Source organism: Burkholderia sp. RF4-BP95 (genome assembly GCF_001521985.1).
Lineage (GTDB): Bacteria > Pseudomonadota > Gammaproteobacteria > Burkholderiales > Burkholderiaceae > Burkholderia > Burkholderia diffusa.
The window spans coordinates 88,444-110,327 of the sequence record NZ_LOSX01000008.1 but is presented as its reverse complement, the minus strand read 5'-3'; the positions used below and the strand labels follow the sequence as shown (position 1 = coordinate 110,327).

The 21,884-nt window shown below is 67.7% G+C and carries 17 protein-coding genes; 6 read left to right on the top strand and 11 right to left on the bottom strand.

Translation table 11 applies throughout. The annotated features are described in order from the left end of the window. Nucleotides 1-133: 133 nt before the first annotated feature. The 5 genes from secF to queA form a co-directional block, all read right to left on the bottom strand. A complete protein-coding gene (gene secF / locus WS46_RS00990; protein ID WP_059465429.1) occupies nucleotides 134-1,084 on the bottom strand; it encodes a protein translocase subunit SecF in 951 nt (316 codons plus the stop codon). A gap of 18 nt (nucleotides 1,085-1,102) precedes the next feature. Next, the gene (gene secD, locus WS46_RS00985; protein ID WP_059535377.1) at nucleotides 1,103-3,124 is read right to left on the bottom strand and encodes a protein translocase subunit SecD; all 2,022 of its coding nucleotides are present in this window, start codon (nucleotides 3,122-3,124) and stop codon (nucleotides 1,103-1,105) included. Between the two features lie 106 nt (nucleotides 3,125-3,230). Next, nucleotides 3,231-3,554: a preprotein translocase subunit YajC gene (gene yajC, locus WS46_RS00980; protein ID WP_006476868.1), complete on the bottom strand. Its 324-nt coding sequence runs from the start codon at nucleotides 3,552-3,554 to the stop codon at nucleotides 3,231-3,233. Between the two features lie 247 nt (nucleotides 3,555-3,801). Then, nucleotides 3,802-4,989 (bottom strand): tRNA guanosine(34) transglycosylase Tgt, encoded by a 1,188-nt coding sequence (gene tgt, locus WS46_RS00975; RefSeq protein WP_059535520.1) that lies wholly within the window; start codon nucleotides 4,987-4,989, stop codon nucleotides 3,802-3,804. A 218-nt stretch (nucleotides 4,990-5,207) separates the two neighbouring features. Next, nucleotides 5,208-6,275 (bottom strand): tRNA preQ1(34) S-adenosylmethionine ribosyltransferase-isomerase QueA, encoded by a 1,068-nt coding sequence (gene queA / locus WS46_RS00970; protein ID WP_059535378.1) that lies wholly within the window; start codon nucleotides 6,273-6,275, stop codon nucleotides 5,208-5,210. A gap of 167 nt (nucleotides 6,276-6,442) precedes the next feature. Between queA and recG the strand changes: the two genes are divergently transcribed. The 6 genes from recG (at nucleotide 6,443) to ubiA (ending at nucleotide 14,607) form a co-directional block, all read left to right on the top strand. Continuing rightward, complete coding sequence (recG, locus tag WS46_RS00965; RefSeq protein ID WP_059689055.1) at nucleotides 6,443-8,785, top strand: ATP-dependent DNA helicase RecG; 2,343 nt, start codon at nucleotides 6,443-6,445, stop codon at nucleotides 8,783-8,785. A 137-nt stretch (nucleotides 8,786-8,922) separates the two neighbouring features. Beyond that, complete coding sequence (locus WS46_RS00960) at nucleotides 8,923-9,882, top strand: hydrogen peroxide-inducible genes activator (RefSeq protein ID WP_059535381.1); 960 nt, start codon at nucleotides 8,923-8,925, stop codon at nucleotides 9,880-9,882. A 541-nt stretch (nucleotides 9,883-10,423) separates the two neighbouring features. Then, the gene (katG, locus tag WS46_RS00955) at nucleotides 10,424-12,610 is read left to right on the top strand and encodes a catalase/peroxidase HPI (RefSeq protein WP_059689054.1); all 2,187 of its coding nucleotides are present in this window, start codon (nucleotides 10,424-10,426) and stop codon (nucleotides 12,608-12,610) included. 99 nt (nucleotides 12,611-12,709) lie between these two features. Further along, complete coding sequence (locus WS46_RS35890; protein WP_179949108.1) at nucleotides 12,710-12,865, top strand: hypothetical protein; 156 nt, start codon at nucleotides 12,710-12,712, stop codon at nucleotides 12,863-12,865. Between the two features lie 119 nt (nucleotides 12,866-12,984). Further along, on the top strand, nucleotides 12,985-13,473 hold the full coding sequence (dpsA, locus tag WS46_RS00950; RefSeq protein ID WP_059465436.1) for a non-specific DNA-binding protein DpsA: 489 nt from the start codon (nucleotides 12,985-12,987) through the stop codon (nucleotides 13,471-13,473). Nucleotides 13,474-13,734: 261 nt separating this feature from the next. After that, nucleotides 13,735-14,607, top strand: coding sequence for a 4-hydroxybenzoate octaprenyltransferase (gene ubiA / locus WS46_RS00945; RefSeq protein WP_059535384.1), 873 nt, complete (start codon nucleotides 13,735-13,737; stop codon nucleotides 14,605-14,607). 93 nt (nucleotides 14,608-14,700) lie between these two features. Here the strand turns inward: ubiA and proC are convergent, their stop codons facing one another. From proC to WS46_RS00915, 6 genes are all read right to left on the bottom strand, one after another. Then, nucleotides 14,701-15,513 carry a pyrroline-5-carboxylate reductase gene (gene proC / locus WS46_RS00940; protein ID WP_059689053.1) on the bottom strand — a complete coding sequence of 271 codons (813 nt, stop codon included), beginning with the start codon at nucleotides 15,511-15,513 and terminating at the stop codon, nucleotides 14,701-14,703. A gap of 50 nt (nucleotides 15,514-15,563) precedes the next feature. After that, a complete protein-coding gene (locus tag WS46_RS00935) occupies nucleotides 15,564-16,262 on the bottom strand; it encodes a YggS family pyridoxal phosphate-dependent enzyme (RefSeq protein ID WP_059689052.1) in 699 nt (232 codons plus the stop codon). A 117-nt stretch (nucleotides 16,263-16,379) separates the two neighbouring features. Next, on the bottom strand, nucleotides 16,380-17,606 hold the full coding sequence (glcF, locus tag WS46_RS00930) for a glycolate oxidase subunit GlcF (protein ID WP_059535389.1): 1,227 nt from the start codon (nucleotides 17,604-17,606) through the stop codon (nucleotides 16,380-16,382). Nucleotides 17,607-17,613: 7 nt separating this feature from the next. After that, a complete protein-coding gene (gene glcE / locus WS46_RS00925; RefSeq protein WP_059689051.1) occupies nucleotides 17,614-18,702 on the bottom strand; it encodes a glycolate oxidase subunit GlcE in 1,089 nt (362 codons plus the stop codon). A 142-nt stretch (nucleotides 18,703-18,844) separates the two neighbouring features. Then, nucleotides 18,845-20,338, bottom strand: a complete 1,494-nt coding sequence (locus WS46_RS00920) for an FAD-linked oxidase C-terminal domain-containing protein (protein ID WP_059535522.1) — start codon at nucleotides 20,336-20,338, stop codon at nucleotides 18,845-18,847. A 38-nt stretch (nucleotides 20,339-20,376) separates the two neighbouring features. Continuing rightward, the gene (locus WS46_RS00915) at nucleotides 20,377-21,786 is read right to left on the bottom strand and encodes an FAD-binding oxidoreductase (RefSeq protein WP_059689050.1); all 1,410 of its coding nucleotides are present in this window, start codon (nucleotides 21,784-21,786) and stop codon (nucleotides 20,377-20,379) included. Between the last annotated feature and the right edge of the window lie 98 nt (nucleotides 21,787-21,884).

Sequence of the window (21,884 nt, the reverse complement as noted above, 5' to 3'; positions counted from 1 at the left end):
GGGGCGGGATGGTGAAGCGATTGTAGCCGACGGTCCGTGCGGCCGCGCCGGAGGAAGCGGCCGCGGCTCGCGCATGAAAAAAGGCCGGTCCAACAGGACCGGCCTTCGGGTATCCGCCGAAACGACGCGGCGCTTAAACCTGCGCGCCCGCGTTCGGATCGTCCGGATCGTGCGCCGTCTTCTTTTCCTTGATCAGGTCTTCGCGCTTGATGCCGAGCCACATCGCGAGCGAGCCCGCGACGAACACCGACGAGTAGATGCCGAACATGATGCCGACCGTCAGCGCGAGCGCGAAGTAATGCAGCGTCGGGCCGCCGAAGAAGAACATCGACAACACCATCATTTCCGTCGACGTGTGCGTGATGATCGTCCGCGACATCGTGGTCGTGATCGCGTGGTTGATCACCTCCGACACGCTCATCTTGCGTTCGCGGCGGAACGTTTCGCGGATCCGGTCGAAGATGACGACCGACTCGTTGACCGAGTAGCCGAGCACCGCGAGGATCGCCGCGAGCACCGCCAGCGAGAACTCCCACTGGAAGAACGCGAAGAAGCCGAGAATGATCACGACGTCGTGCAGGTTCGCGATGATGCCCGCGACCGCGTACTTCCATTCGAAGCGGATCGACAGGTAGATCACGATGCCGATCACCACGCACGCGAGCGCGAGGAGACCGTCGGTCGCGAGCTCGCGGCCGACCTGCGGGCCGACGAACTCGACGCGCTGAAGCGTCACGTCGGGGCTCTGCGCCTTCAGCGCGGTCATCACCTGGTCGCTCTGCTGCGCGGACGTGAGGCCTTCCTTCAACTGCAGGCGGATCAGCACGTTGCGCGACGTGCCGAAGTTCTGCACCTGCGCGTCGGCATAGCCGAGCTTGCCGAGCGTGTCGCGCACGGGTTCGAGCTGCGCGGCCTGCTGGTACTGCACCTCGATCACCGTGCCGCCGGTGAATTCGACGGACAGGTGCAGCCCGCGGTGGAACAGGAAGAACACGGCGGCGAGGAACGTGACCAGCGAGATCACGTTGAACACCAGCGCGTGCCGCATGAACGGAATGTCTTTACGGATGCGGAAAAATTCCATGGCTTCGTCTCCGGGGCCTTATTGGGTCGAGCCCGGTTTCTTCGGCGACACGCCTTGCTGCGCGCGGTTGCGCAACTGCGGCTTGCCGGCACGCGGTGCGTTGCCCTTCGCGGGTGCGGCGAGCTTCGCGGCGCGCGCGGTGTCGGTCGATTCGTCGGCCGCGGCGAACGAGGCGCCGGCCGTGGCGCCTTCCGGCTTCCACACCTGGCCGATCGCGAGCGACTTCAGCTTCTTGCGGCCGCCGTACCAGAGGTTGACGATCCCGCGCGAGAAGAACACCGCGGAGAACATCGACGTCAGGATGCCGAGGCAGTGCACGATCGCGAACGCGCGAACCGGGCCCGAGCCGAAGGCGAGCAGCGCGAGGCCGGCGATCAGCGTCGTGACGTTCGAGTCGAGAATCGTCGCCCATGCGTGCGCGTAGCCGGCCTGGATCGCGGTCTGCGGCGGCTGGCCGGCGCGCAGTTCCTCACGCACGCGCTCGTTGATCAGCACGTTCGAGTCGATCGCCATGCCGAGCGCGAGCGCGATTGCCGCGATACCCGGCAGCGTCAGCGTCGCCTGCATCAGCGACAGCACCGCGACGAGCAGCAGCAGGTTCACCGACAGGCCGATCACCGAGATCACGCCGAACAGCATGTAGTACGCGATCATGAACACGGCGATCGCGCAGAAGCCCCAGATCACCGAGTGGACGCCCATCTTGATGTTGTCCGCGCCGAGGCTCGGGCCGATCGTGCGTTCCTCGATGATGTCCATCGGTGCGGCGAGCGAACCGGCGCGCAGCAGCAGCGCGAGATCGGCCGCGGCCTGCGGCGTCGGCTGGCCCGTGATCTGGAAGCGGTCGCCGAGTTCGGACTGGATCGTCGCGACCGTCAGCACCTCGCCCTTGCCCTTCTCGAACAGCACCATCGCCATCGGCTTGCCGATGTTCTCGCGCGACACCGCGCGCACCGAGCGGCCGCCCGCCGAGTCGAGGCGGATGTTGACCGACGGACGCTGGTGTTCGTCGAAGCCGGCCGACGCATCGATGATGCGGTCGCCGGTGAAGATCACGTCCTTCTTCAGCAGCACGGGCGCCTGGTTGCCCTGCGTGAACAGCTCCTCGCCCGGCGGCACGGGGTCGTTCGGGTTCGGGTGCGTGTTGATCGGATCGGCGAGGCGCGCCTCGAGCGTCGCGGTGCGGCCGATGATGTCCTTCGCCTTCGCGGTGTCCTGCACGCCCGGCAGTTCGACGACGATGCGGTCGCTGCCTTGCTGCTGCAGGATCGGCTCGGACACGCCGAGTTCGTTCACGCGGTTGTGGAGCGTCGTCAGGTTCTGCTTGAGCGCGGCGTCCTCGACGGCTTTCTGCACGGCCGGCGTGAACGTGCCGACGACTTGCGTGCCGCCGCCGCCGGGCTGGGTCGCCCATTGCAGTTCGGTGACCGACGCGGCGAGCACCTTGCGGGCGTCTTCCGCCGTCTGCGCGTCGCTGAAGTTGACGACGACGGACTGGTCGACGCGGCTCACGCCGCCGTCGCGGATGTTCTTGTCGCGCAGCAGCGTGCGCGCGTCGGACGCGTCGGAGTCGAGCTTCTTCGTGAGCGCGCCCGTCATGTCGACCTGGAGCAGGAAGTGGACACCGCCGCGCAGGTCGAGGCCGAGATACATCGGCAGTGCGTGCAGCGCGGTCAGCCAGCGCGGCGACGCGCTTTGCAGGTTCAGTGCGACGACGTACTGCGGATCGTTCGGATCGGCGTTCAGCGACTTCTGCAGCAGGTCCTTGACGCGCAGCTGCGTATCGGTGTCCTTCAGGCGCACGCGGATGTTCGCGTTGGACGCCGTGTTCTCGAAGGTGACGTCGTCCGGCGTGATCTGCGCGGAGGCGAGCGCGGATTCGACCTGGGTCAGCGTGGTCGAGTCGAGCTTGACCGTGGCCTTGCCGCTCGACACCTGCACCGCCGGCGCTTCGCCGAAGAAGTTGGGCAATGTGTACAGAAGGCCGATGGCGAGCGCCACGACCATCACGACATATTTCCAGAGTGGATAACGATTCATGAGGGGGCCGAACGGGTGGTTGGCGTGAAAGCGTTGCGTCCGGCGCCGCGGCGGCCCGCTCTCTCAGGCGGGCACGACGCGGGGAGCCGGACGCTCGGTAAAAGCCTTACAGCGACTTGATCGTGCCCTTCGGCAGAATGGTCGTGACGGCAGCCTTCTGCACGGTGATTTCGGTGCCTTCGGCGATTTCGACGCCGATGTAGCCTTCGGTGACCTTCGTCACCTTGCCGACGAGGCCGCCGCTCGTGACGACTTCGTCGCCCTTCGCCATGGCCGCGAGCATGTTGCGGTGTTCCTTCTGGCGCTTCATCTGCGGACGGATCATGATGAAGTACAGCACCGCGAACATCAGGATGAGCGGCAGGAAGCTCATCAGGCTCGATTCGGCGCCACCGGCGCCTTGCGCGAAGGCATTGGAAATGAACGGCACGTTGGTCTCTCCGTAGGGGAAGATCGAAAATTAAGCCGGTTATTCTACCACCGGCCCCATGTGCAAACGGCGCAGCAAATGCGCTTTCGGATCAAGCTGTTAAAGCATGAAACGGCACCGTTGCGGCTCGTTTGGAAAGGCGATTGTAATATTCGGCGGCCACGACCGGCGGTCGGGACGCGATATTTAGTACATGTCTTATGTGACGTGGCGCGGTGCGGGCAGCGGTGCGGGCAGCCGCCCCCGGTCAGTCGACCCCTCTCGCGCGATCCTCCGCGAAGCGCTGGCGGAACGCGTCGAACGTATGGGTCTCGATCGCGTCGCGGATCTCGCTCATCAGCTGCAGGTAGTAGTGCAGGTTGTGAATCGTGTTGAGCTGCGCGCCGAGGATTTCGCCGACGCGGTGCAGGTGGTGCAGGTAGCCGCGCGAGAAGTTCCGGCACGTGTAGCACGTGCAGCTCGCGTCGAGCGGCTTCAGCGAATTCTTGTGCGTCGCGTTGCGGATCTTCACGTCGCCGAAGCGCGTGAAGAGCCAGCCGTTGCGTGCGTTGCGGGTCGGCATCACGCAGTCGAACATGTCGACGCCGTTCGCGACGCCCTCGACCAGATCCTCCGGCGTGCCGACGCCCATCAGGTAGTGCGGCTTGTTGGCCGGCAGCTTCGGGCCGACGTGCCGCAGCACGCGCATCATGTCTTCCTTCGGCTCGCCGACCGACAGCCCGCCGATCGCGAGGCCGTGGAAGCCGAGCTCCGACAGGCCCGCGAGCGACTCGTCGCGCAGGTCCTCGAACATCCCGCCCTGGACGATCCCGAACAGCGCGTTCGGGTTGCCGAGCCGGTCGAACTCGTCGAGCGAGCGTTTCGCCCAGCGCAGCGACATGCGCATCGAGTCGGCCGCTTCCTTGTGCGTGGTCGGCACGCCGTTGGTCGCGTACGGCGTGCATTCGTCGAACTGCATCACGATGTCGGAGTTCAGCACCTTCTGGATCTGCATCGACACTTCCGGCGACAGGAACAGCTTGTCGCCGTTGATCGGCGATGCGAACGTCACGCCGTCCTCGGTGATCTTGCGCAGGTCGCCGAGCGAGAACACCTGGAAGCCGCCCGAGTCGGTCAGGATCGGCTTGTTCCAGCCCATGAAGCCGTGCAGGCCGCCGTGCGCGTCGATCGTCTCGAGGCCGGGGCGCAGCCACAGGTGGAACGTGTTGCCGAGGATGATCTGCGCGTTGATCTCGTGCAGCTCGCGCGGCTGGATCGCCTTCACGGTGCCGTACGTGCCGACCGGCATGAAGATCGGCGTCTCGACCACGCCGTGGTTGAGCTTCACGCGGCCGCGGCGCGCATGCCCGTCGGTCGTCAGCAGTTCGAATTCGAGCCCGTTGGCCGGGCGGTCCTGCACGGGAGCGTGCGTATCGTGGGATGAACCTTCGGTCATCGCGTCATTCTCCTTGCCACCGAAGAAGCCTTGCATGGGACCGGAGTATGCGCTGAAGCGCTGACTCCGGATCGCAAGTCCGGCGCATGTTGGAAACGCCGCCGGCAAGCCGGCGGCTGGGAAAAGCGGGGCGCGCGCCATCGGAGCGCGCGCAGCGGGACAACGGTGCAACGGCGGCTGCGCGGTCGCGGGCCGGTGCGTCTTCGCACCTGCCGCGCTCACGCGCGCGGCGTCTCCGGCGTGTCGCGCCGCGTGAGCAGCATCGCATCGCCGTAGCTGAAGAAGCGGTAGCGTTCGTCGATCGCGTGCCGGTACGCGGCGCGGATCGTCTCGACACCCGCGAACGCCGACACCAGCATCAGCAGCGTCGACTTCGGCAGGTGGAAGTTCGTCACGAGCCGGTCGACGACGCGAAAACGGTAGCCCGGCGTGATGAAGATGTCGGTCTCGGCCTGCGTCGCCGCGAGCGGGCGACCCGCTTCGTCGGCGCTGCGCGCCGCGGCTTCGAGCGCGCGCATCGACGTCGTGCCGACCGCGATCACGTTGCCGCCGCGCGCGCGGGTCGCGGCGATCTTGTCGACGAGCGATTGCGGCAGGTCGTACCACTCGCTGTGCATCCGGTGCTCGGCGAGGTTCTCGACGCGCACCGGCTGGAACGTGCCGGCGCCCACGTGCAGCGTCAGCGTCGCGCGCTCGACGCCCATCGCGTCGAGCTTCTCGAGCAGCGGCTGGTCGAAATGGAGCCCGGCCGTGGGCGCCGCGACCGCACCCGGGTTGCTCGCATAGACGGTCTGGTAGCGCGTCTCGTCGTTCGCGTCGGCGTCGTGCTCGATGTAAGGCGGCAGCGGCAGGCGGCCGTGCTGCTCGATCAGCGCGAGGCACGGCTCCGGGAAATGCAGCGTGAAGAACGGCTCGACGCGCTCGCCGACCGTCACGTCGAACGCGTCGGCGAGACGCAGCGTCGTGCCGGCGCCCGGCGACTTGCTCGCGCGGATCTGCGCGAGCGCGGTGTGCGTGCCGGTCACGCGCTCGATCAGCACCTCGATCTTGCCGCCGCTGGCCTTCTGGCCGAAGAAACGCGCCTTCAGCACCTTGGTATCGTTGAACACGAGCAGGTCGCCGGGCGCGATGCACGACGGCAGCTCGGCGAAGCGGCGGTCGACGAGGCGCGCGGGCTCGACGGTGCCGTCGACCTCGAGCAGGCGGCTCGCGGTGCGGTCGGGCAGTGCGGTCTGCGCAATCAGCTCGGGGGGCAGATTGAAATCGAAATCGGAAAGCGTGAACATGCGGGCTGGTTCGAAACGGCCGGCGGGCGCCGCCGACGGGGCGGAAACGCATGAATGGGGCGCGCGAGCCGCTATGATGGCGGGATGCGCGGCCTGGCCGGCGTCGTTCGTTCGGACGACGTGAAAGCCGCTATTGTACTTGCCTTGCGAAGCACCCAGACGATCCGATGCCAGTGTCACCACGCCGTTCCTCCGCCGCCGTTGCCGATTCCGCCGATCCGTTCGACGCGGACGATGCCGCGTTGCCCGCGCAAAGCGCGGAGCCGCGCGGTGGCGCGCCGCGCCGCGCGGGCCCGAAGCGCGGCGCCGACGGGCGGCTCGCGCAGCCGGCCGCCGCCGCGCCCGACGTCGATCCGGGCGCGGACGGCGACGAAGCGGGGGCAGCCGGCACGTCCGGCGCGAAGCGCAAGAAGAAGCCGGCCGCCGACAAACCCGTGAAGACGGCCGCCGTGAAGACCGCCGACAAGCTCGCGAAGCTCGGCCTCACGCGCTCGATCGATCTCGTGCTGCATCTGCCGATGCGCTACGAGGACGAAACCACGCTCACGCCGATCGGCGAACTGCTGCCGGGCGGCATCGCGCAGACCGAGGGCGTGGTGTTCGACAACGAAGTCGCATACCGGCCGCGGCGCCAGCTCGTCGTGAAGATCCAGGACGACGACGGCGAGCAGCTCGTGCTGCGCTTCCTCAATTTCTACGGCTCACAGGTCAAGCAGATGGCCGTCGGCCAGCGGCTGCGCGTGCGCGGCGACGTGCGCGGCGGCTTCTTCGGAATGGAGATGGTGCATCCGGCCGTGCGCGTCGTCGAAGCCGACGCGCCGCTGCCGCAGGTGCTCACGCCCGTCTATCCGAGCACGGCCGGCGTGTCGCAGGCGTATCTGCGCAAGGCGATCGAGAACGCGGTCGAGCGCACGCCGCTGCCCGAGCTGCTGCCGCCGGAGATCGAACGCGACTACCTGAAGCCGCTCGGCGTGCCGACGCTCGCGCAGGCCGTGCGGATCCTGCACCACCCGGCTGTCGATTCCGACGAAGCCGCGCTGATGGACGGCTCGCATCCGGCGTGGACACGCATCAAGTTCGAGGAGCTGCTCGCGCAGCAGCTGTCGCTCAAGCGTGCGCACGAGGAGCGCCGCACGCGCGCGGCGCCGGCGATGCCGCGCCGCACCGCGGCCGATGCCGACGCGCTGACGACGCGTCTCTACGCGGCGCTGCCGTTCACGCTGACGGGCGCGCAGTCGCGCGTCGTCGACGAGATCGCGCACGACCTCACGCTCGCGCATCCGATGCAGCGGCTGCTGCAGGGCGACGTCGGCAGCGGCAAGACGGTCGTCGCGGCGCTGGCGGCCACGCAGGCGATCGACGCCGGCTACCAGGCCGCGCTGATGGCGCCGACCGAAATCCTCGCGGAGCAGCACGCACGCAAGCTGCGCGCGTGGCTCGAACCGCTCGGCGTCTCGGTCGCATGGCTCGCGGGCAGCCTGAAGGCGAAGGAGAAGCGCGCGGCGATCGAAGCCGCGGCGCTCGGCACCGCGCAGCTCGTGATCGGCACGCACGCGATCATCCAGGACACGGTCGAATTCGCGCGGCTTGGCCTCGTGATCGTCGACGAGCAGCACCGTTTCGGCGTCGAGCAGCGTCTCGCGCTGCGCGCGAAGGCTGCGAACGCGGCCAACGGCGCGCGCGATTTCCAGCCGCACCAGCTGATGATGTCGGCCACGCCGATTCCGCGCACGCTCGCGATGACGTATTACGCGGATCTCGAGGTGTCGACGATCGACGAGCTGCCGCCGGGCCGCACGCCGGTGTTGACGCGCCTCGTCGGCGATGCGCGGCGCGAAGAGGTGATTGCCCGCGTGCGCGAGGCCGCGCTGACCGGCCGCCAGGTGTACTGGGTGTGTCCGCTGATCGAGGAGAGCGAGACGCTGCAGCTGCAGACGGCCGTCGAGACTTACGAGACGCTGGCCGAGGCGTTGCCCGAGCTGAAGGTCGGGCTCGTGCACGGGCGGCTGTCGCCGGCCGACAAGGCGGCCGTGATGGAAGCCTTCACGCGCAACGAGGTGCAATTGCTCGTCGCGACGACCGTGATCGAGGTCGGCGTCGACGTGCCGAACGCGTCGCTGATGGTGATCGAGCACGCGGAGCGCTTCGGCCTCGCGCAGCTGCATCAGTTGCGCGGCCGCGTCGGGCGCGGCACCGCGGCGTCGGTCTGCGTGCTGCTTTACACGGGCCCGCTGTCGCTGACCGGCCGCGAGCGGCTGAAGACGATGCGCGAGACGACCGACGGCTTCGAGATCGCGCGGCGCGACCTCGAAATCCGCGGCCCCGGCGAATTCCTCGGCGCGCGCCAGTCCGGCGCCGCGATGCTGCGCTTCGCGAACCTCGAGACCGACGGCTGGCTGATCGACCCGGCCCGCGACGCGGCAGCGCGACTGATCGCCGCGTATCCCGACGTGGTCACGCAGCATCTCGCACGCTGGCTCGGCGCGCGGGAGCAGTACCTGAAGGCCTGATCCGCGCATTCGGGGATGGATTTAAAACCGCCATTCGGCGGCGATTCGGCGCATCGCGATGCAGAGAAACTTGGCGAATCGGTGCCAACGGGTGTATAAATTAAACCTATCGCCTGTATAACCCTGATTGACCCACAATGACCCTGACTGAATTGAAGTACATCGTCGCGGTCGCGCGCGAGCGGCATTTCGGTCGCGCGGCCGAAGCATGCTTCGTGAGCCAGCCGACGCTATCGGTGGCGATCAAGAAGCTGGAAGACGAGCTCAACGTGCAGATTTTCGAGCGCGGCGCGAGCGAAGTGAGCGTGACCCCGATCGGCGACCAGATCGTCACGCAGGCGCAGCGCGTGCTCGAGCAGACCTTCGCGATCAAGGAGATCGCGAAGCAGGGCAAGGACCCGCTCGTCGGCCCGTTCCGGCTCGGCGTGATCTACACGATCGGGCCGTACCTGCTGCCGACGCTCGTCAAGCAGATGATCCAGCGCGTGCCGCAGATGCCGCTGATGCTGCAGGAGAATTACACGCTGAAGCTGCTCGAGTTGCTGAAGCAGGGCGAAATCGACGCCGCGATCATGGCGCTGCCGTTCCCCGAAACCGGGCTGATGGTGCGGCCGCTGTACGACGAGCCGTTCGTCGTCGCGCTGCCGGCCGGCCATCCGTGGGAGAAGCGCAACGAGATCGACGCCGAGGATCTGAAGCAGGAAACGATGCTGCTGCTCGGCAACGGTCACTGCTTCCGCGACCACGTGCTCGGCGTGTGCCCGGAGCTGATGCGCTTCTCGCAGACGGCCGACGGCATCCAGAAGACCTTCGAAGGCTCGTCGCTCGAAACGATTCGCCATATGGTCGCGAGCGGTGTCGGCATCACGGTGCTGCCGCGGATGTCGGTCGCCGAGATCGGCCCGCGCGCGAACGGTCCCGACGCCGAGTTGCTGTCGTACGTGCCGTTCAACGAGCCGGTGCCGGATCGCCGCGTCGTGCTGGTGTGGCGCAAGAGCTTCACGCGGATGCCGGCGATCGACGCGATCAGCGAGGCGATCGCCGCGTGCGAACTGCCGGGCGTCGCGAAGCTCGACATGCCCGCGACGATGAATTGAGCAGGGTGCGGTGCATCTGAGGCATGCAGTCAACGGGGTCCGGCGACCCCGTTTATTTTTGCCTATCGGATAGATGAAATTTATCAAATTCAAATAAACGATAGAAATACATAGAATCCTTTCCATGGATCGCGCCGGATCGGCGGTCCGATTTGCACGTTGAGTGCAGGTGTCAAAGGAGGATGTCATGATGCGGTCGGTATTGCAGCACGCGCAGCGGAACATCCCGTCGCGCGACGAGGTCGTAAATCGCGCGAGGGCCGCGGCCCGGAGCCTGCGCCCGATTGCGTTCGCGTATCTGGCGGACCGTGTGTATGGCGGATGAGTGCCGCGGCATGCCGGTTCCGTGTTCCCCGACTCACCGCCGTTCAGCCATGAGGGAGCATTGCATGTCCGAAGTCCCGCAGCCCGCATCGAAGGCCACGCCGCCTGCCACCCCGTAGCACGACAGGACCAACCTGTTCCGTTTCATCCCCCCGCAATGCTCCACGAACCGCGCCAGGCAAGTGGGGGCTTACGAGCAAGTAAAGGAGAAAAAAGCATGTCGACCGAATCGAAATGTCCGTTCAACCATACGGCGGCCGGCGGCACGTCGAACAAGGACTGGTGGCCGAACCAGCTCAATCTCAACATCCTGCATCGGCACTCGGCGCTGTCCGATCCGATGGACAAGGATTTCGACTACGCGGAAGCGTTCAAGAAGCTCGACCTCGCGGCGGTGAAGCGCGACCTGCAGGCGCTGATGACGACGTCGCAGGACTGGTGGCCGGCCGACTTCGGCCACTACGGCGGCCTGTTCATCCGGATGGCCTGGCACAGCGCCGGCACGTACCGGACCGCCGACGGCCGTGGCGGCGCGGGCGGCGGGCAACAGCGCTTCGCTCCGCTGAACAGCTGGCCGGACAACGGCAACCTCGACAAGGCGCGCCGGCTGCTGTGGCCGATCAAGCAGAAATACGGCCGCAACATCTCGTGGGCCGACCTGATGATCCTGACCGGCAACGTCGCGCTCGAGTCGATGGGCTTCAAGACTTTCGGCTTCGCCGGCGGCCGCGTCGACACGTGGGAACCGGACGACGTCTACTGGGGTTCGGAAAAGATCTGGCTGGAACTGAGCGGCGGCCCGAACAGCCGTTACTCGGGCGACCGTGACCTCGAGAATCCGCTCGCGGCCGTGCAGATGGGTCTCATCTACGTGAACCCGGAAGGCCCGGACGGCAACCCCGACCCGGTCGCGGCGGCACGCGACATCCGCGAGACGTTCGCGCGGATGGCGATGAACGACGAAGAGACGGTGGCGCTGATCGCCGGCGGCCACACGTTCGGCAAGACGCACGGCGCGGGCCCCGCATCGAACGTCGGTCCGGAACCGGAAGCGGCCGGCATCGAGCAGCAGGGTCTCGGCTGGAAGAGCACGTACGCATCGGGCAAGGGCCGCGACGCGATCACGAGCGGCCTCGAAGTCACGTGGACGTCGACCCCGACGAAGTGGAGCAACGACTTCTTCAAGCACCTGTTCAGCTACGAATGGGAACTGACGAAGAGCCCGGCCGGCGCGCATCAGTGGGTCGCGAAGGGCGCCGACGCGGTGATTCCGGATGCGTTCGATCCGGCGAAGAAGCATCGCCCGACGATGCTGACGACCGACCTGTCGCTGCGTTTCGACCCGGCCTACGAGAAGATCTCGCGCCGCTTCTACGAGAACCCGGCCGAGTTCGCCGACGCGTTCGCGCGCGCCTGGTTCAAGCTCACGCACCGCGACATGGGCCCGCGCGCCCGCTATCTCGGCCCGGAAGTGCCGGCCGAGCAACTGCTGTGGCAGGACCCGATCCCGGCTGTCGATCACAAGCTGATCGATGACGCCGACGTCGCGGCGCTGAAGGCGAAGGTGCTTGCATCGGGCCTGTCGGTCGCGCAGCTCGTGTCGACCGCATGGGCGTCGGCCTCGACGTTCCGCGGTTCGGACAAGCGCGGCGGCGCGAACGGTGCGCGCATCCGCCTCGCGCCGCAGAAGGACTGGGAAGTGAACCAGCCGGCCGCGCTTGCGACGGTGCTCGAGACGCTGGAAGGTGTGCAGAAGGCGTTCAACGATGCGCAGACGGGCGGCAAGAAGGTGTCGCTCGCCGACCTGATCGTGCTGGCCGGTGCGGCCGGCGTCGAACAGGCCGCGAAGAACGCGGGTGTCGCGGTGACGGTGCCGTTCGCACCGGGCCGGATGGACGCGTCGCAGGAGCAGACCGATATCGAAGCGATGGCCGTGCTCGAGCCGGTTGCGGACGGTTTCCGCAACTACCTGAAGAGCGCGTACAAGACGCCGGCCGAGGCGCTGCTGGTCGACAAGGCCCAGCTGCTGACGCTGAGCGGGCCGGAGCTGACGGTGCTCGTCGGCGGCCTGCGTGTGCTCGGCGCGAACGTCGGTGACTCAACGCACGGCGTGTTCACCGATCGTCCGGGCTCGCTGACGAACGACTTCTTCGTGAACCTGCTCGACATGGGCACGGAGTGGAAGCCGGTGTCGGCCGCGAACGACGTGTTCGAAGGGCGCGATCGTGCGTCGGGCCAGGTCAAGTGGACGGGTACGCGCGTCGATCTGATCTTCGGTTCGCACTCGCAGTTGCGTGCGCTGGCCGAGGTGTACGGCAGCGCGGACGCGAACGAGAAGTTCGTGCGCGATTTCGTCGCGGCCTGGAACAAGGTGATGAACCTCGACCGCTTCGACCTCAAGTGAATGTTGCGATGCGGTAATGCAGTTTCGCTGTAACGTGAAACGGCCGGTCGCACGACCGGCCGTTTTTTCTTCCAGGATCGTGTCGAAGGAGTGACGATCATGACGCAATTGATGCTGAACATGCGCACCGCGTTCACGCCGGCCGAGTGGGCGCGGCGTATCGTCGGTTTCGCGATCGTCGTCGGCGGCGCGGCCGAGCTGGTTACGCAGGCGCTGCACGCGCTCGCGCCGCTCGTGTCGGTCGCCGGCGGCTGAGCGCGCGAATCGCTCGCCGCACCAGACGGGCGAGTCGTGAACGGATGCCGTGCGACGCGGCATGCGGATTGCTCGACGCATTTTCTCCGGTTCAACATTTCGAATGAGGAGTTCCGAAGATGGCCAGGAAAGGCAACGCCACGCAGATCAACATCGGCATCAGCGACAAGGACCGCAGGAAAATCGCGGACGGCCTGTCGCGTCTGCTTGCCGATACGTTCTCGCTTTACCTGAAGACCCACAATTTCCACTGGAACGTCACGGGTCCGATGTTCAACACGCTGCACCTGATGTTCGAAGAGCAGTACAACGAACTGTGGCTCGCGGTCGACTCGGTCGCCGAGCGCATTCGCACGCTCGGCGTCGTCGCGCCGGGTACCTTCGCGGATTTCGCGAAGCTGTCGTCGGTGCCGGAAGCGAACGGCGTGCCGGCGGCCGAAGAGATGATCCGTCAGCTCGTGGAAGGGCACGAGACGGTCGTGCGCACGGCGCGCGAAATCTTCCCGATCGCCGATGCGGCGAGCGACGAGCCGACCGCCGACCTGCTGACGCAACGCCTGCAGACGCATGAAAAGACCGCGTGGATGCTGCGGTCGCTGCTCGCGTAAGTTCGACGCGGCCGGCATCGGCGGCAGCCCGAGCTCAAATCGGGGCCGGGTCGCCTGCAGCGGATCGAATCCTGCCTTGTCCGCCCGTGCATGTTCGCCGCACATCTGTCCCTTGATTGGCGGGCGGGACTGCTTCGGCCGCTTGCAGCGGGCCGGCGTGGCCGACGCGCGTACCGCGGCACGCGGGCGCGGGCCATCCCGACATGACGCGAACCGCGCCTCGGCTCTAAAATGCCGGGATTATCTTCCCGGTGCTTCGCCATGCTTGCCCGCTTTCCCCTGTATCTGCGGCTCGTCCGGATGGACAAGCCGATCGGCAGCCTGCTGCTGCTCTGGCCGACGCTCAACGCACTGTGGATCGCATCGGACGGCCATCCGCGCTGGCCGCTGCTCGTAATCTTCGCGCTCGGCACGCTGCTGATGCGCTCGGCCGGCTGCGCGATGAACGACTATGCCGACCGCGATTTCGACCGTCACGTGAAGCGCACGGCCGACCGGCCGCTGACGTCGGGCAAGATCCGCGCATGGGAAGCCGTCGCGATCGCGGTGGTGCTGTCGTTCATCGCGTTCCTGCTGATCCTGCCGCTCAACACATTGACGAAGGAGTTGTCGGTCGTCGCCTTGTTCGTCGCCGGTTCGTATCCGTTCATGAAGCGATTCTTCGCGATTCCGCAGGCATATCTCGGCATCGCGTTCGGCTTCGGCATCCCGATGGCGTTCGCGGCCGTGCAGGACACCGTGCCGATGCTCGCGTGGGTGATGCTGATCGCGAACATCTTCTGGTCGGTCGCGTACGACACCGAATACGCGATGGTCGACCGCGACGACGACATCAAGATCGGCATTCGCACGTCCGCGCTGACGTTCGGCCGCTTCGACGTCGCGGCCGTGATGGCATGCTATGCGGTGACGCTCGGCATCTACGTATGGATCGGCGTGACGCTCGGCTTCGGTCTCGCGTACTGGGCCGGCTGGGCGGCGGCGGTCGGCTGCGCGCTGTATCACTACACGCTGATCAAGGGGCGCGAGCGGATGCCGTGCTTCGCGGCGTTCCGGCACAACAACTGGCTCGGCGGCGTGCTGTTCGCGGGAATCGCCGCGCATTACCTGCTGGCGGGTGCGGCCGGGAACTGACGCGACCGCGCGCCGATGCGCGATGCCAGCAAAAAAGCGGCCGAGGCCGCTTTTTTGTTGCCGGTGCCGGAAACCCGGCGGCGGTCGCTGCGCTTATGCGCGGCCGAGCTCGTCGCCCATTTCCTTCGCGCGTGCCTCGGCTGCGAGCGCGCCGCGCACGATCGCTTCCTTCACGCCCTGCGCGTCGAACGACGCGAGCGCGGCGGCCGTCGTGCCGCCCTTCGACGTCACGCGCTCGCGCAGCACGCTTGCCGGCTCGCCCGATTGCGCGGCGAGTTGCGCGGCGCCCGCGAACGTCGCGACCGCAAGCGCGCGGCCCTGTTCGTCGTTCATGCCGAGGCGGCGCGCGGCTTCCTGCAGCGCTTCGATGAAATAGAACACGTAGGCCGGGCCGCTGCCCGAGATCGCCGTGACCGCATCGAGCTGCGCTTCGTCGTCGAACCACACGATTTCGCCGACCGCGCCGAGCACGTTCGACGCGAGCTCGCGACCGGCCGCGTCGACGCCCGGCAGCGCGGCGAGACCGGTCACGCCCATGCCGACCAGCGCGGGCGTGTTCGGCATCGTGCGTACGACGCGCGCGTAGTCGCCGAGCCAGCGGGCGAGGTCGGTGCCGCGGATGCCCGCCGCGATGCTGATCACGAGCTGCGATTTCAAATGCGGCGCGAGCGCTTGCGCGACGTCCTTCAGCACCTGCGGTTTCACCGCGAGCACGATCGCGTCGTAGGCAGCGAGCGTCGCGTCGATGGCCGCGCCGGTGCGGATGCCGAACTGCTGCGCCGTGCGCGCGCGGGCGTCCTCGTTGACGTCGATGGCATACAGGCCGTCAGCGGCGACGCCGCGCTTGATCAGGCCGCCGATGAGGGCCGCGGCCATGTTGCCGCCGCCGATGAATGCGATTTTCATGATGTCCGATTGAGCAGATGAGTGAACGGAAAGGCGGAAAAGGGCAGCGCTCAGTGCGAATAGTCGCGCGCGCCGAAGATCGCGGTGCCGACGCGCACGATCGTCGCGCCTTCGAGCACCGCGGCTTCGAGATCGCCGGACATGCCCATCGACAACGTGTCGAGCGGCAGGCCCTCGGCGCGCAATGCATCGAACAGCGCGCGCAGCGCGCGATGCGGCACGCGTTGCGCGTCGGTATCGCCAGCCGGTTCGGGAATCGCCATCAGGCCGCGCAGCCGCAGCGCCGGCAGCGCGGCGACCGCGCGCGCGACGTCGGCCACGTCGGCCGGCGCGACGCCGCTCTTCGACGCCTCGCCGCTGATGTTCACCTGCACGCAGACGTTGAGCGGCGGCAGGTGCGCGGGGCGCTGTTCGGCGAGGCGCTGCGCGATCTTCAGCCGGTCGACCGAATGGACCCAGTCGAACCGTTCGGCGACCGGGCGCGTCTTGTTCGATTGCAGCGGCCCGATGAAATGCCATTCGAGGTCCGCGCGCAGATCGGCGAGCGCGTCGATCTTGTCGATCGATTCCTGCACGTAGTTCTCGCCGAACGCGCGTTGTCCGGCCGCATGCGCGGCGCGCACGTCGTCGGCGGGAAACGTCTTCGACACGGCGAGCAGCGAGACGGTGGCGGGATCGCGGCCGGCCGCGCGGGCGGCGTCGGCGATGCGGCGGTGAACGGAATCGAGACGGGCGGCGAAGTCGGACATGACGGGCACGGAAGCAGGCACGGGGAAGCGATTACGGCGGCGAGTACGGTGACGAATGCGGCACGGCACGCGCCGCTTCGATTCGCCCATTATACGGACGCCGCCGCGGGTGCCGCGCTAGCCGTACAGCAGATGCTCGACGAGCTGAATCCAGTGCGTGACCGGAATCTGCGTGCCGCTTTGCAGGTGCGCGATGCAGCCGACGTTGCCGGACACGATCATCTGCGGCTCGAGCGCCTGCAGCTTCAGCAGCTTCTGCTTGCGCAGCCGGTACGACAGCGACGGCTGCGTCAGCGAATAGGTGCCGGCCGAGCCGCAGCACAGATGACTGTCGGCCGGCAGCCGCACGTCGATGCCGAGCGTCTCGAGCAGGCGCTCGACCTTGCCGCGCGACTGCTGGCCGTGCTGCAGCGTGCACGGCGGGTGATATGCGACGGTATGGATCGCGCGGCGCCGCGCGAGCGTCGAGAGCTCGGCCTCGAACGCGAGCAGCACGTCGGAGATGTCGCGCGTCAGCGCGACGATGCGCTGCGCCTTCTCCGCATACGCCGGATCGTCGCGCAGCAGGTGCGCGTATTCGAGCACCGTCGCGCCGCAGCCCGATGCGTTCATCACGATCGCCTCGGCGCCTTGCTCGACGTACGGCCACCACGCGTCGATGTTGCGGCGCGCGTCGTCGAGCGCTTCGTCGTGATAGTTCAGGTGCAGGCGGATCGCGCCGCAGCACCCGGCGTCGGGCGCGACGATCGTCTCGACGCCGAGCGCATCGAGCACGCGCGCGGTCGCGATGTTGATGTTCGGCAGCATCGACGGCTGCACGCAGCCGGCGAGCATCAGCATCTTGCGCGGATGCGTGCGCTGCGGCCATTCGAGCAGCCGCGTGCGCGGCGGCACCTTGTCGCGCAGCCGTTTCGGCAAGAGCGGCCGCACGTGCTGGCCGAGCCGCATGATCGGCGAGAACAGCGCCTCGTTCGGCACGAGGCTCGCGAGCACGCGGCGCACGAGCCGCTGCTGCACGGGGCGCTGCACTTGCGCCTCGACGTGCTTGCGGCCGATCTCGACGAGCCGGCCGTACTGGACACCCGACGGGCAGGTCGTCTCGCAGCTGCGGCAGGTGAGGCAGCGGTCGAGGTGCTGCTGCGTGCTGCGCGTGACGGGCGCGCCTTCGACCATCTGCTTGATCAGGTAGATGCGGCCGCGCGGGCCGTCGAGTTCGTCGCCCAGCAGTTGGTAGGTCGGGCACGTCGCGGTGCAGAAGCCGCAATGCACGCACTTGCGCAGGATCGCGTCGGCCTCGTCGCCGTCGGGCGTATTGCGGATGAAATCGGCGAGGTTCGTTTGCATCGAGCCCTCAGAGATCGGGGTAGAGCCGGCCGCGGTTGAAGATGCGCGCGGGATCGAACGCCGTCTTCAGCCCGCGGTGAATCTTCATCAGCGGCGCGGGCAGCGGCGTGAACACGCCCGCGCTGCGGTCGTAGGATTCGCCCGCGCGGAACAGCGTCGCATGGCCGCCGGCCTGCTTCGCGCTCATGCGCACCGTCTGCGCGTCGGCGTCGGTGATCCACCAGCGCTGCGCACCGCCCCATTCCATCAGCTGGGTGCCGGGCAGGTGCATTGGTTCGGTGATCGACGGCAGCGCGAGGCGCCACAGCGCATAGCCGGGCGGAATACCGTTGAAGAACGGATCGGTGTGCTCGCGCAGGCCGGCCCAGAAGCGCTCGGCCTCGACCGCGTCGACGACTTCGCCGCCGAGCAGCGTCTTCGCCGATTTCACGGCGGCCTCGGCGCCCGACAGCCTCAGCACCAGCGTGCCGTTGCGCCACGCGCTCGCGCTGACCGGCAGCGGATGGCCGCCCCATTCGTTGAGCTTGCGCACCGCGTCGGTCGCGGTCATCTCGAACTTCAGCGTGACTTCGGCGACCGGCACCGGCAGCACCTTGATCGACAGGTCGAGCATCAGCCCGAGCGTGCCGAGCGAGCCGGCCATCAGCCGCGACACGTCGTAGCCGGCGACGTTCTTCACGACCTGCCCGCCGAAGCGCAGCACTTCGCCGCGCCCGTTCATCAGCGTGACGCCGAGCACGAAATCGCGCGGCGCGCCGCAGGTCGCGCGGCGCGGGCCGGCGAGGCCCGCCGCGATGCAGCCGCCGACGGTGGCCGCGCGGCCGAAATGCGGCGGCTCGAACGCCAGCATCTGGCCGCGCTCGGCGAGGACGGTTTCAAGCTGCGCGAGCGGCGTGCCCGCGCGGACCGTGACGACGAGCTCGGCCGGGTCGTACGACACGATGCCCTGAAACGAGCGCGTGTCGAGTATTTCGCCGTCCAGCGCCTGGCCGTACCAGTCCTTGGTGCCGCCGCCGCGAATCCGCAGCGGCCGGCCGTCGGCACTGGCGGCACGGATGCGCTCGGCCCATCCGGCGACGATGTCGTCCTCTTCCATGTTCTGTTGCTGCCTCGTTGTTGTCCGGTCGATTGTACCGGGGTGGCGCGAATCCACATCGCGACTATCCCTAAGCCCCGTCTGACGAAGGCATGCCGCCGCCACGCGCGCGGCCGGCACGGGCCGCGCGACTGCGCGGCGCTCAGAAGCGCGGCAGGTCGGGGTGCGGCAGCAGCCCCCCGCGCACGTGCTGGCGGCCGTACTCGGCGCAACGCGCGCGGGTCGGGATGCCCTTGTCGGGATTGAGCAGCCCGGCCGGATCGAACGCGCGCTTGACCGCGAAGAACGCATCGCGCTCCTGCGGCGAGAACTGTACGCACATCGAATTGAGCTTTTCGATGCCGACGCCGTGCTCGCCCGTCACGCTGCCGCCGAATTCCACGCAGCATTCGAGGATTTCCGCGCCGAACTGTTCGGCGCGGTGCAGCTCGTCCGGATCGTTCGCGTTGTAGAGGATCAGCGGATGCATGTTGCCGTCGCCGGCATGGAACACGTTGATGCAGCGCAGCCCGTAGCGCGTCTCGAGTTGCTCGATGCGCGCGAGCAAGGGGCCGATCGCGCGGCGCGGCACGGTGCCGTCCATGCAGTAATAGTCGGCGGAAATGCGCCCGGCGGCCGGAAACGCGTTCTTGCGGCCGGACCAGAAGCGCAGCCGCTCGCTTTCGTTGCGCGATACCTGGATCCGCGTTGCGCCATGTTCGCGCAGCACGGCCGTCATGCGGACGATTTCCTCCGCGACTTCCTCGGGCGTGCCGTCCGATTCGCACAGCAGGATCGCCTTCGCGTCGAGGTCGTAGCCCGCATGCGTGAACGCCTCGACGGCCTGGGTGGCCGGCTTGTCCATCATCTCCAGCCCGGCCGGGATGATGCCCGACGCGATGATCGCGGCAACCGCCTCGCCGCCCTTCACGACATCGTCGAAGCTCGCCATCACGAGCTGCGCGGTCTGCGGTTTCGGGATCAGCTTCACCGTGATCTCGGTGACGATCGCGAACATCCCTTCGCTGCCGATCATCACCGCGAGCAGGTCGAGGCCCGGCGTGTCGAGGCCGAGCGAGCCGAATTCGACGATCTCGCCGTCGATCGTGACCGCGCGCACGCGCATCACGTTGTGCACCGTCAGCCCGTATTTCAGGCAGTGGACGCCGCCGGAATTCTCCGCCACGTTGCCACCGATCGTGCAGGCGATCTGCGACGAAGGATCGGGCGCGTAGTACAGCCCGTACGGCGCGGCGGCTTCCGAAATCGCGAGGTTGCGCACGCCGGGCTGCACGGTGGCCGTGCGCGCGTACGGATCGACCTCGACGATGCGCGTGAAGCGCGCGAGCGACAGCACGACGCCGTTCGCGATCGGCAGCGCGCCGCCGGACAGGCTCGTGCCCGCGCCGCGCGGCACGATCGGCACCTCCATGCGGCGGCAGATCTGCACGATCCGCTGCACCTGCGATTCGGTTTCGGGCAGCGCGACCGCGAGCGGCAGCCGGCGGTACGCCGACAGGCCGTCGCATTCGTACGGCGCGGTGTCTTCGTCGCGGAACAGCAGGCAATGCGTCGGCAGCACGGCCATCAGCGCCTGCACGACTTCGCGCTGGCGCTGCGCGCGGGTCGCGCTCGACAGTTCGACGGAAGCGTTCATCGGGTCTCCTGCGGGCGGCGCGGCGGCGCGCCGCCATGTCAGCACGTGAAGATCTTGCCGGGATTCATCAGATTGCGCGGATCGAGCGCGAGCTTGATCGCGCGCATCGCGTCGATCGCATTGTCGCCGTGCTCTTTCGGCAGGAAGCGCATCTTGTGCAGGCCGACGCCATGCTCGCCGGTGCAGGTCCCGCCGAGGCGCAGCGCGCGTTCGACGATCCGGTCGTTGATGCGTTCGGCTTCGTCGATTTCCTCGGGCTTGTCGGGATCGATCAGGATCGCGACGTGGAAATTGCCGTCGCCGACGTGGCCGACGATCGGGCAGGGCAGCGACGACGCGCGCAGGTCGACTTCGGTTTCCTCGACGCACGCGGCGAGTTGCGAGATCGGCACGCACACGTCGGTCGTCACCGCGCGGCAGCCGGGTTTCAGCTGCAGCATCGCGAAGTACGCGTTGTGGCGCGCGGCCCAGAGCCGCGTGCGATCCTCGGGGCGGGTCGCCCATTCGAAGCCCTGGCCGTTGTTCTGGCCCGCGAGCGTCTGCACGAGCTCGGCCTGTTCCTTCACGCCGGCTTCGGTGCCGTGGAATTCGAAGAACAGCGTCGGCGCTTCGGCGAGCGTCAGGTTCGAGTGGCGGTTGATCGAGCGCACCGCGAGCGAGTCGACGAACTCGACGCGCGCGATCGGCACGCCGATCTGGATCGTCTCGATCACGGTGCGCACGGCGTCGCCCATCGACGGGAACGTGCAGGTCGCGGCCGACACGGCTTCGGGCAGCGGATGCAGGCGCAGCGTGATCTCGGTGATCACGCCGAGCGTGCCTTCGGAGCCGACGAACAGCCGCGTGAGGTCGTAGCCGGCCGACGACTTGCGCGCGCGCGAGCCCGTCTTCACGACACGGCCGTCGGCGAGCACGGCGGTGAGGCCGAGCACGTTCTCGCGCATGGTTCCGTAGCGCACGGCGTTGGTGCCCGATGCGCGGGTCGCGGTCATGCCGCCGATGCTGGCGTCGGCCCCCGGATCGATCGGGAAGAACAGGCCGGTGTCGCGCAGCGCTTCGTTGAGCGCCTTGCGCGTGATGCCCGGCTCGACCGTGACGGTCAGGTCTTCCGCGTTGATCGACAGCACGCGGTTCATTTCCGACAGGTCGAGCGAGACGCCGCCGCGCACGGCGAGCAGGTGGCCTTCGAGCGACGAGCCGGCGCCGTACGGGATCAGCGGCACGCCGTAGAGCGCGCACAGCGACACGACTTCGCGAACTTCATCGGCGTTGTGGGCGAATACGACGGCGTCGGGCAGTTGCGGATCGAACGGCGATTCGTCGCGGCCGTGATGGGCGCGGACGGCGTCGGCGGTCGACACGCGCTCGCCGAAGGCGGCGCGCAGCGCATCGAGCATGGCGGAGGGCAGCGGGCGGCGCGCGGTGGCCGGCGGGGCAGGGTGATTCACGAATGTCTCCTGACGACTGCTTGTCAAACTTTCGGCCCATTCTACGCTGTAACGCCCGCTGCGCCCGCCGCCGCGGGCTGCGATAATCGCGTTCCTGG

Excerpts from the sequence above, each read along its gene's own strand:
- secF (WP_059465429.1), bottom strand. The coding sequence starts at position 1,084 with ATGGAATTTTTCCGCATCCGTAAAGACATTCCGTTCATGCGGCACGCG.
- secD (WP_059535377.1), bottom strand. The coding sequence starts at position 3,124 with ATGAATCGTTATCCACTCTGGAAATATGTCGTGATGGTCGTGGCGCTC.
- tgt (WP_059535520.1), bottom strand. The coding sequence starts at position 4,989 with ATGACCGAAGGTTCATCCCACGATACGCACGCTCCCGTGCAGGACCGC.
- queA (WP_059535378.1), bottom strand. The coding sequence starts at position 6,275 with ATGTTCACGCTTTCCGATTTCGATTTCAATCTGCCCCCCGAGCTGATT.
- recG (WP_059689055.1), top strand. The coding sequence starts at position 6,443 with ATGCCAGTGTCACCACGCCGTTCCTCCGCCGCCGTTGCCGATTCCGCC.
- WS46_RS00960 (WP_059535381.1), top strand. The coding sequence starts at position 8,923 with ATGACCCTGACTGAATTGAAGTACATCGTCGCGGTCGCGCGCGAGCGG.
- katG (WP_059689054.1), top strand. The coding sequence starts at position 10,424 with ATGTCGACCGAATCGAAATGTCCGTTCAACCATACGGCGGCCGGCGGC.
- WS46_RS35890 (WP_179949108.1), top strand. The coding sequence starts at position 12,710 with ATGACGCAATTGATGCTGAACATGCGCACCGCGTTCACGCCGGCCGAG.
- dpsA (WP_059465436.1), top strand. The coding sequence starts at position 12,985 with ATGGCCAGGAAAGGCAACGCCACGCAGATCAACATCGGCATCAGCGAC.
- ubiA (WP_059535384.1), top strand. The coding sequence starts at position 13,735 with ATGCTTGCCCGCTTTCCCCTGTATCTGCGGCTCGTCCGGATGGACAAG.
- proC (WP_059689053.1), bottom strand. The coding sequence starts at position 15,513 with ATGAAAATCGCATTCATCGGCGGCGGCAACATGGCCGCGGCCCTCATC.
- WS46_RS00935 (WP_059689052.1), bottom strand. The coding sequence starts at position 16,262 with ATGTCCGACTTCGCCGCCCGTCTCGATTCCGTTCACCGCCGCATCGCC.
- glcF (WP_059535389.1), bottom strand. The coding sequence starts at position 17,606 with ATGCAAACGAACCTCGCCGATTTCATCCGCAATACGCCCGACGGCGAC.
- glcE (WP_059689051.1), bottom strand. The coding sequence starts at position 18,702 with ATGGAAGAGGACGACATCGTCGCCGGATGGGCCGAGCGCATCCGTGCC.
- WS46_RS00920 (WP_059535522.1), bottom strand. The coding sequence starts at position 20,338 with ATGAACGCTTCCGTCGAACTGTCGAGCGCGACCCGCGCGCAGCGCCAG.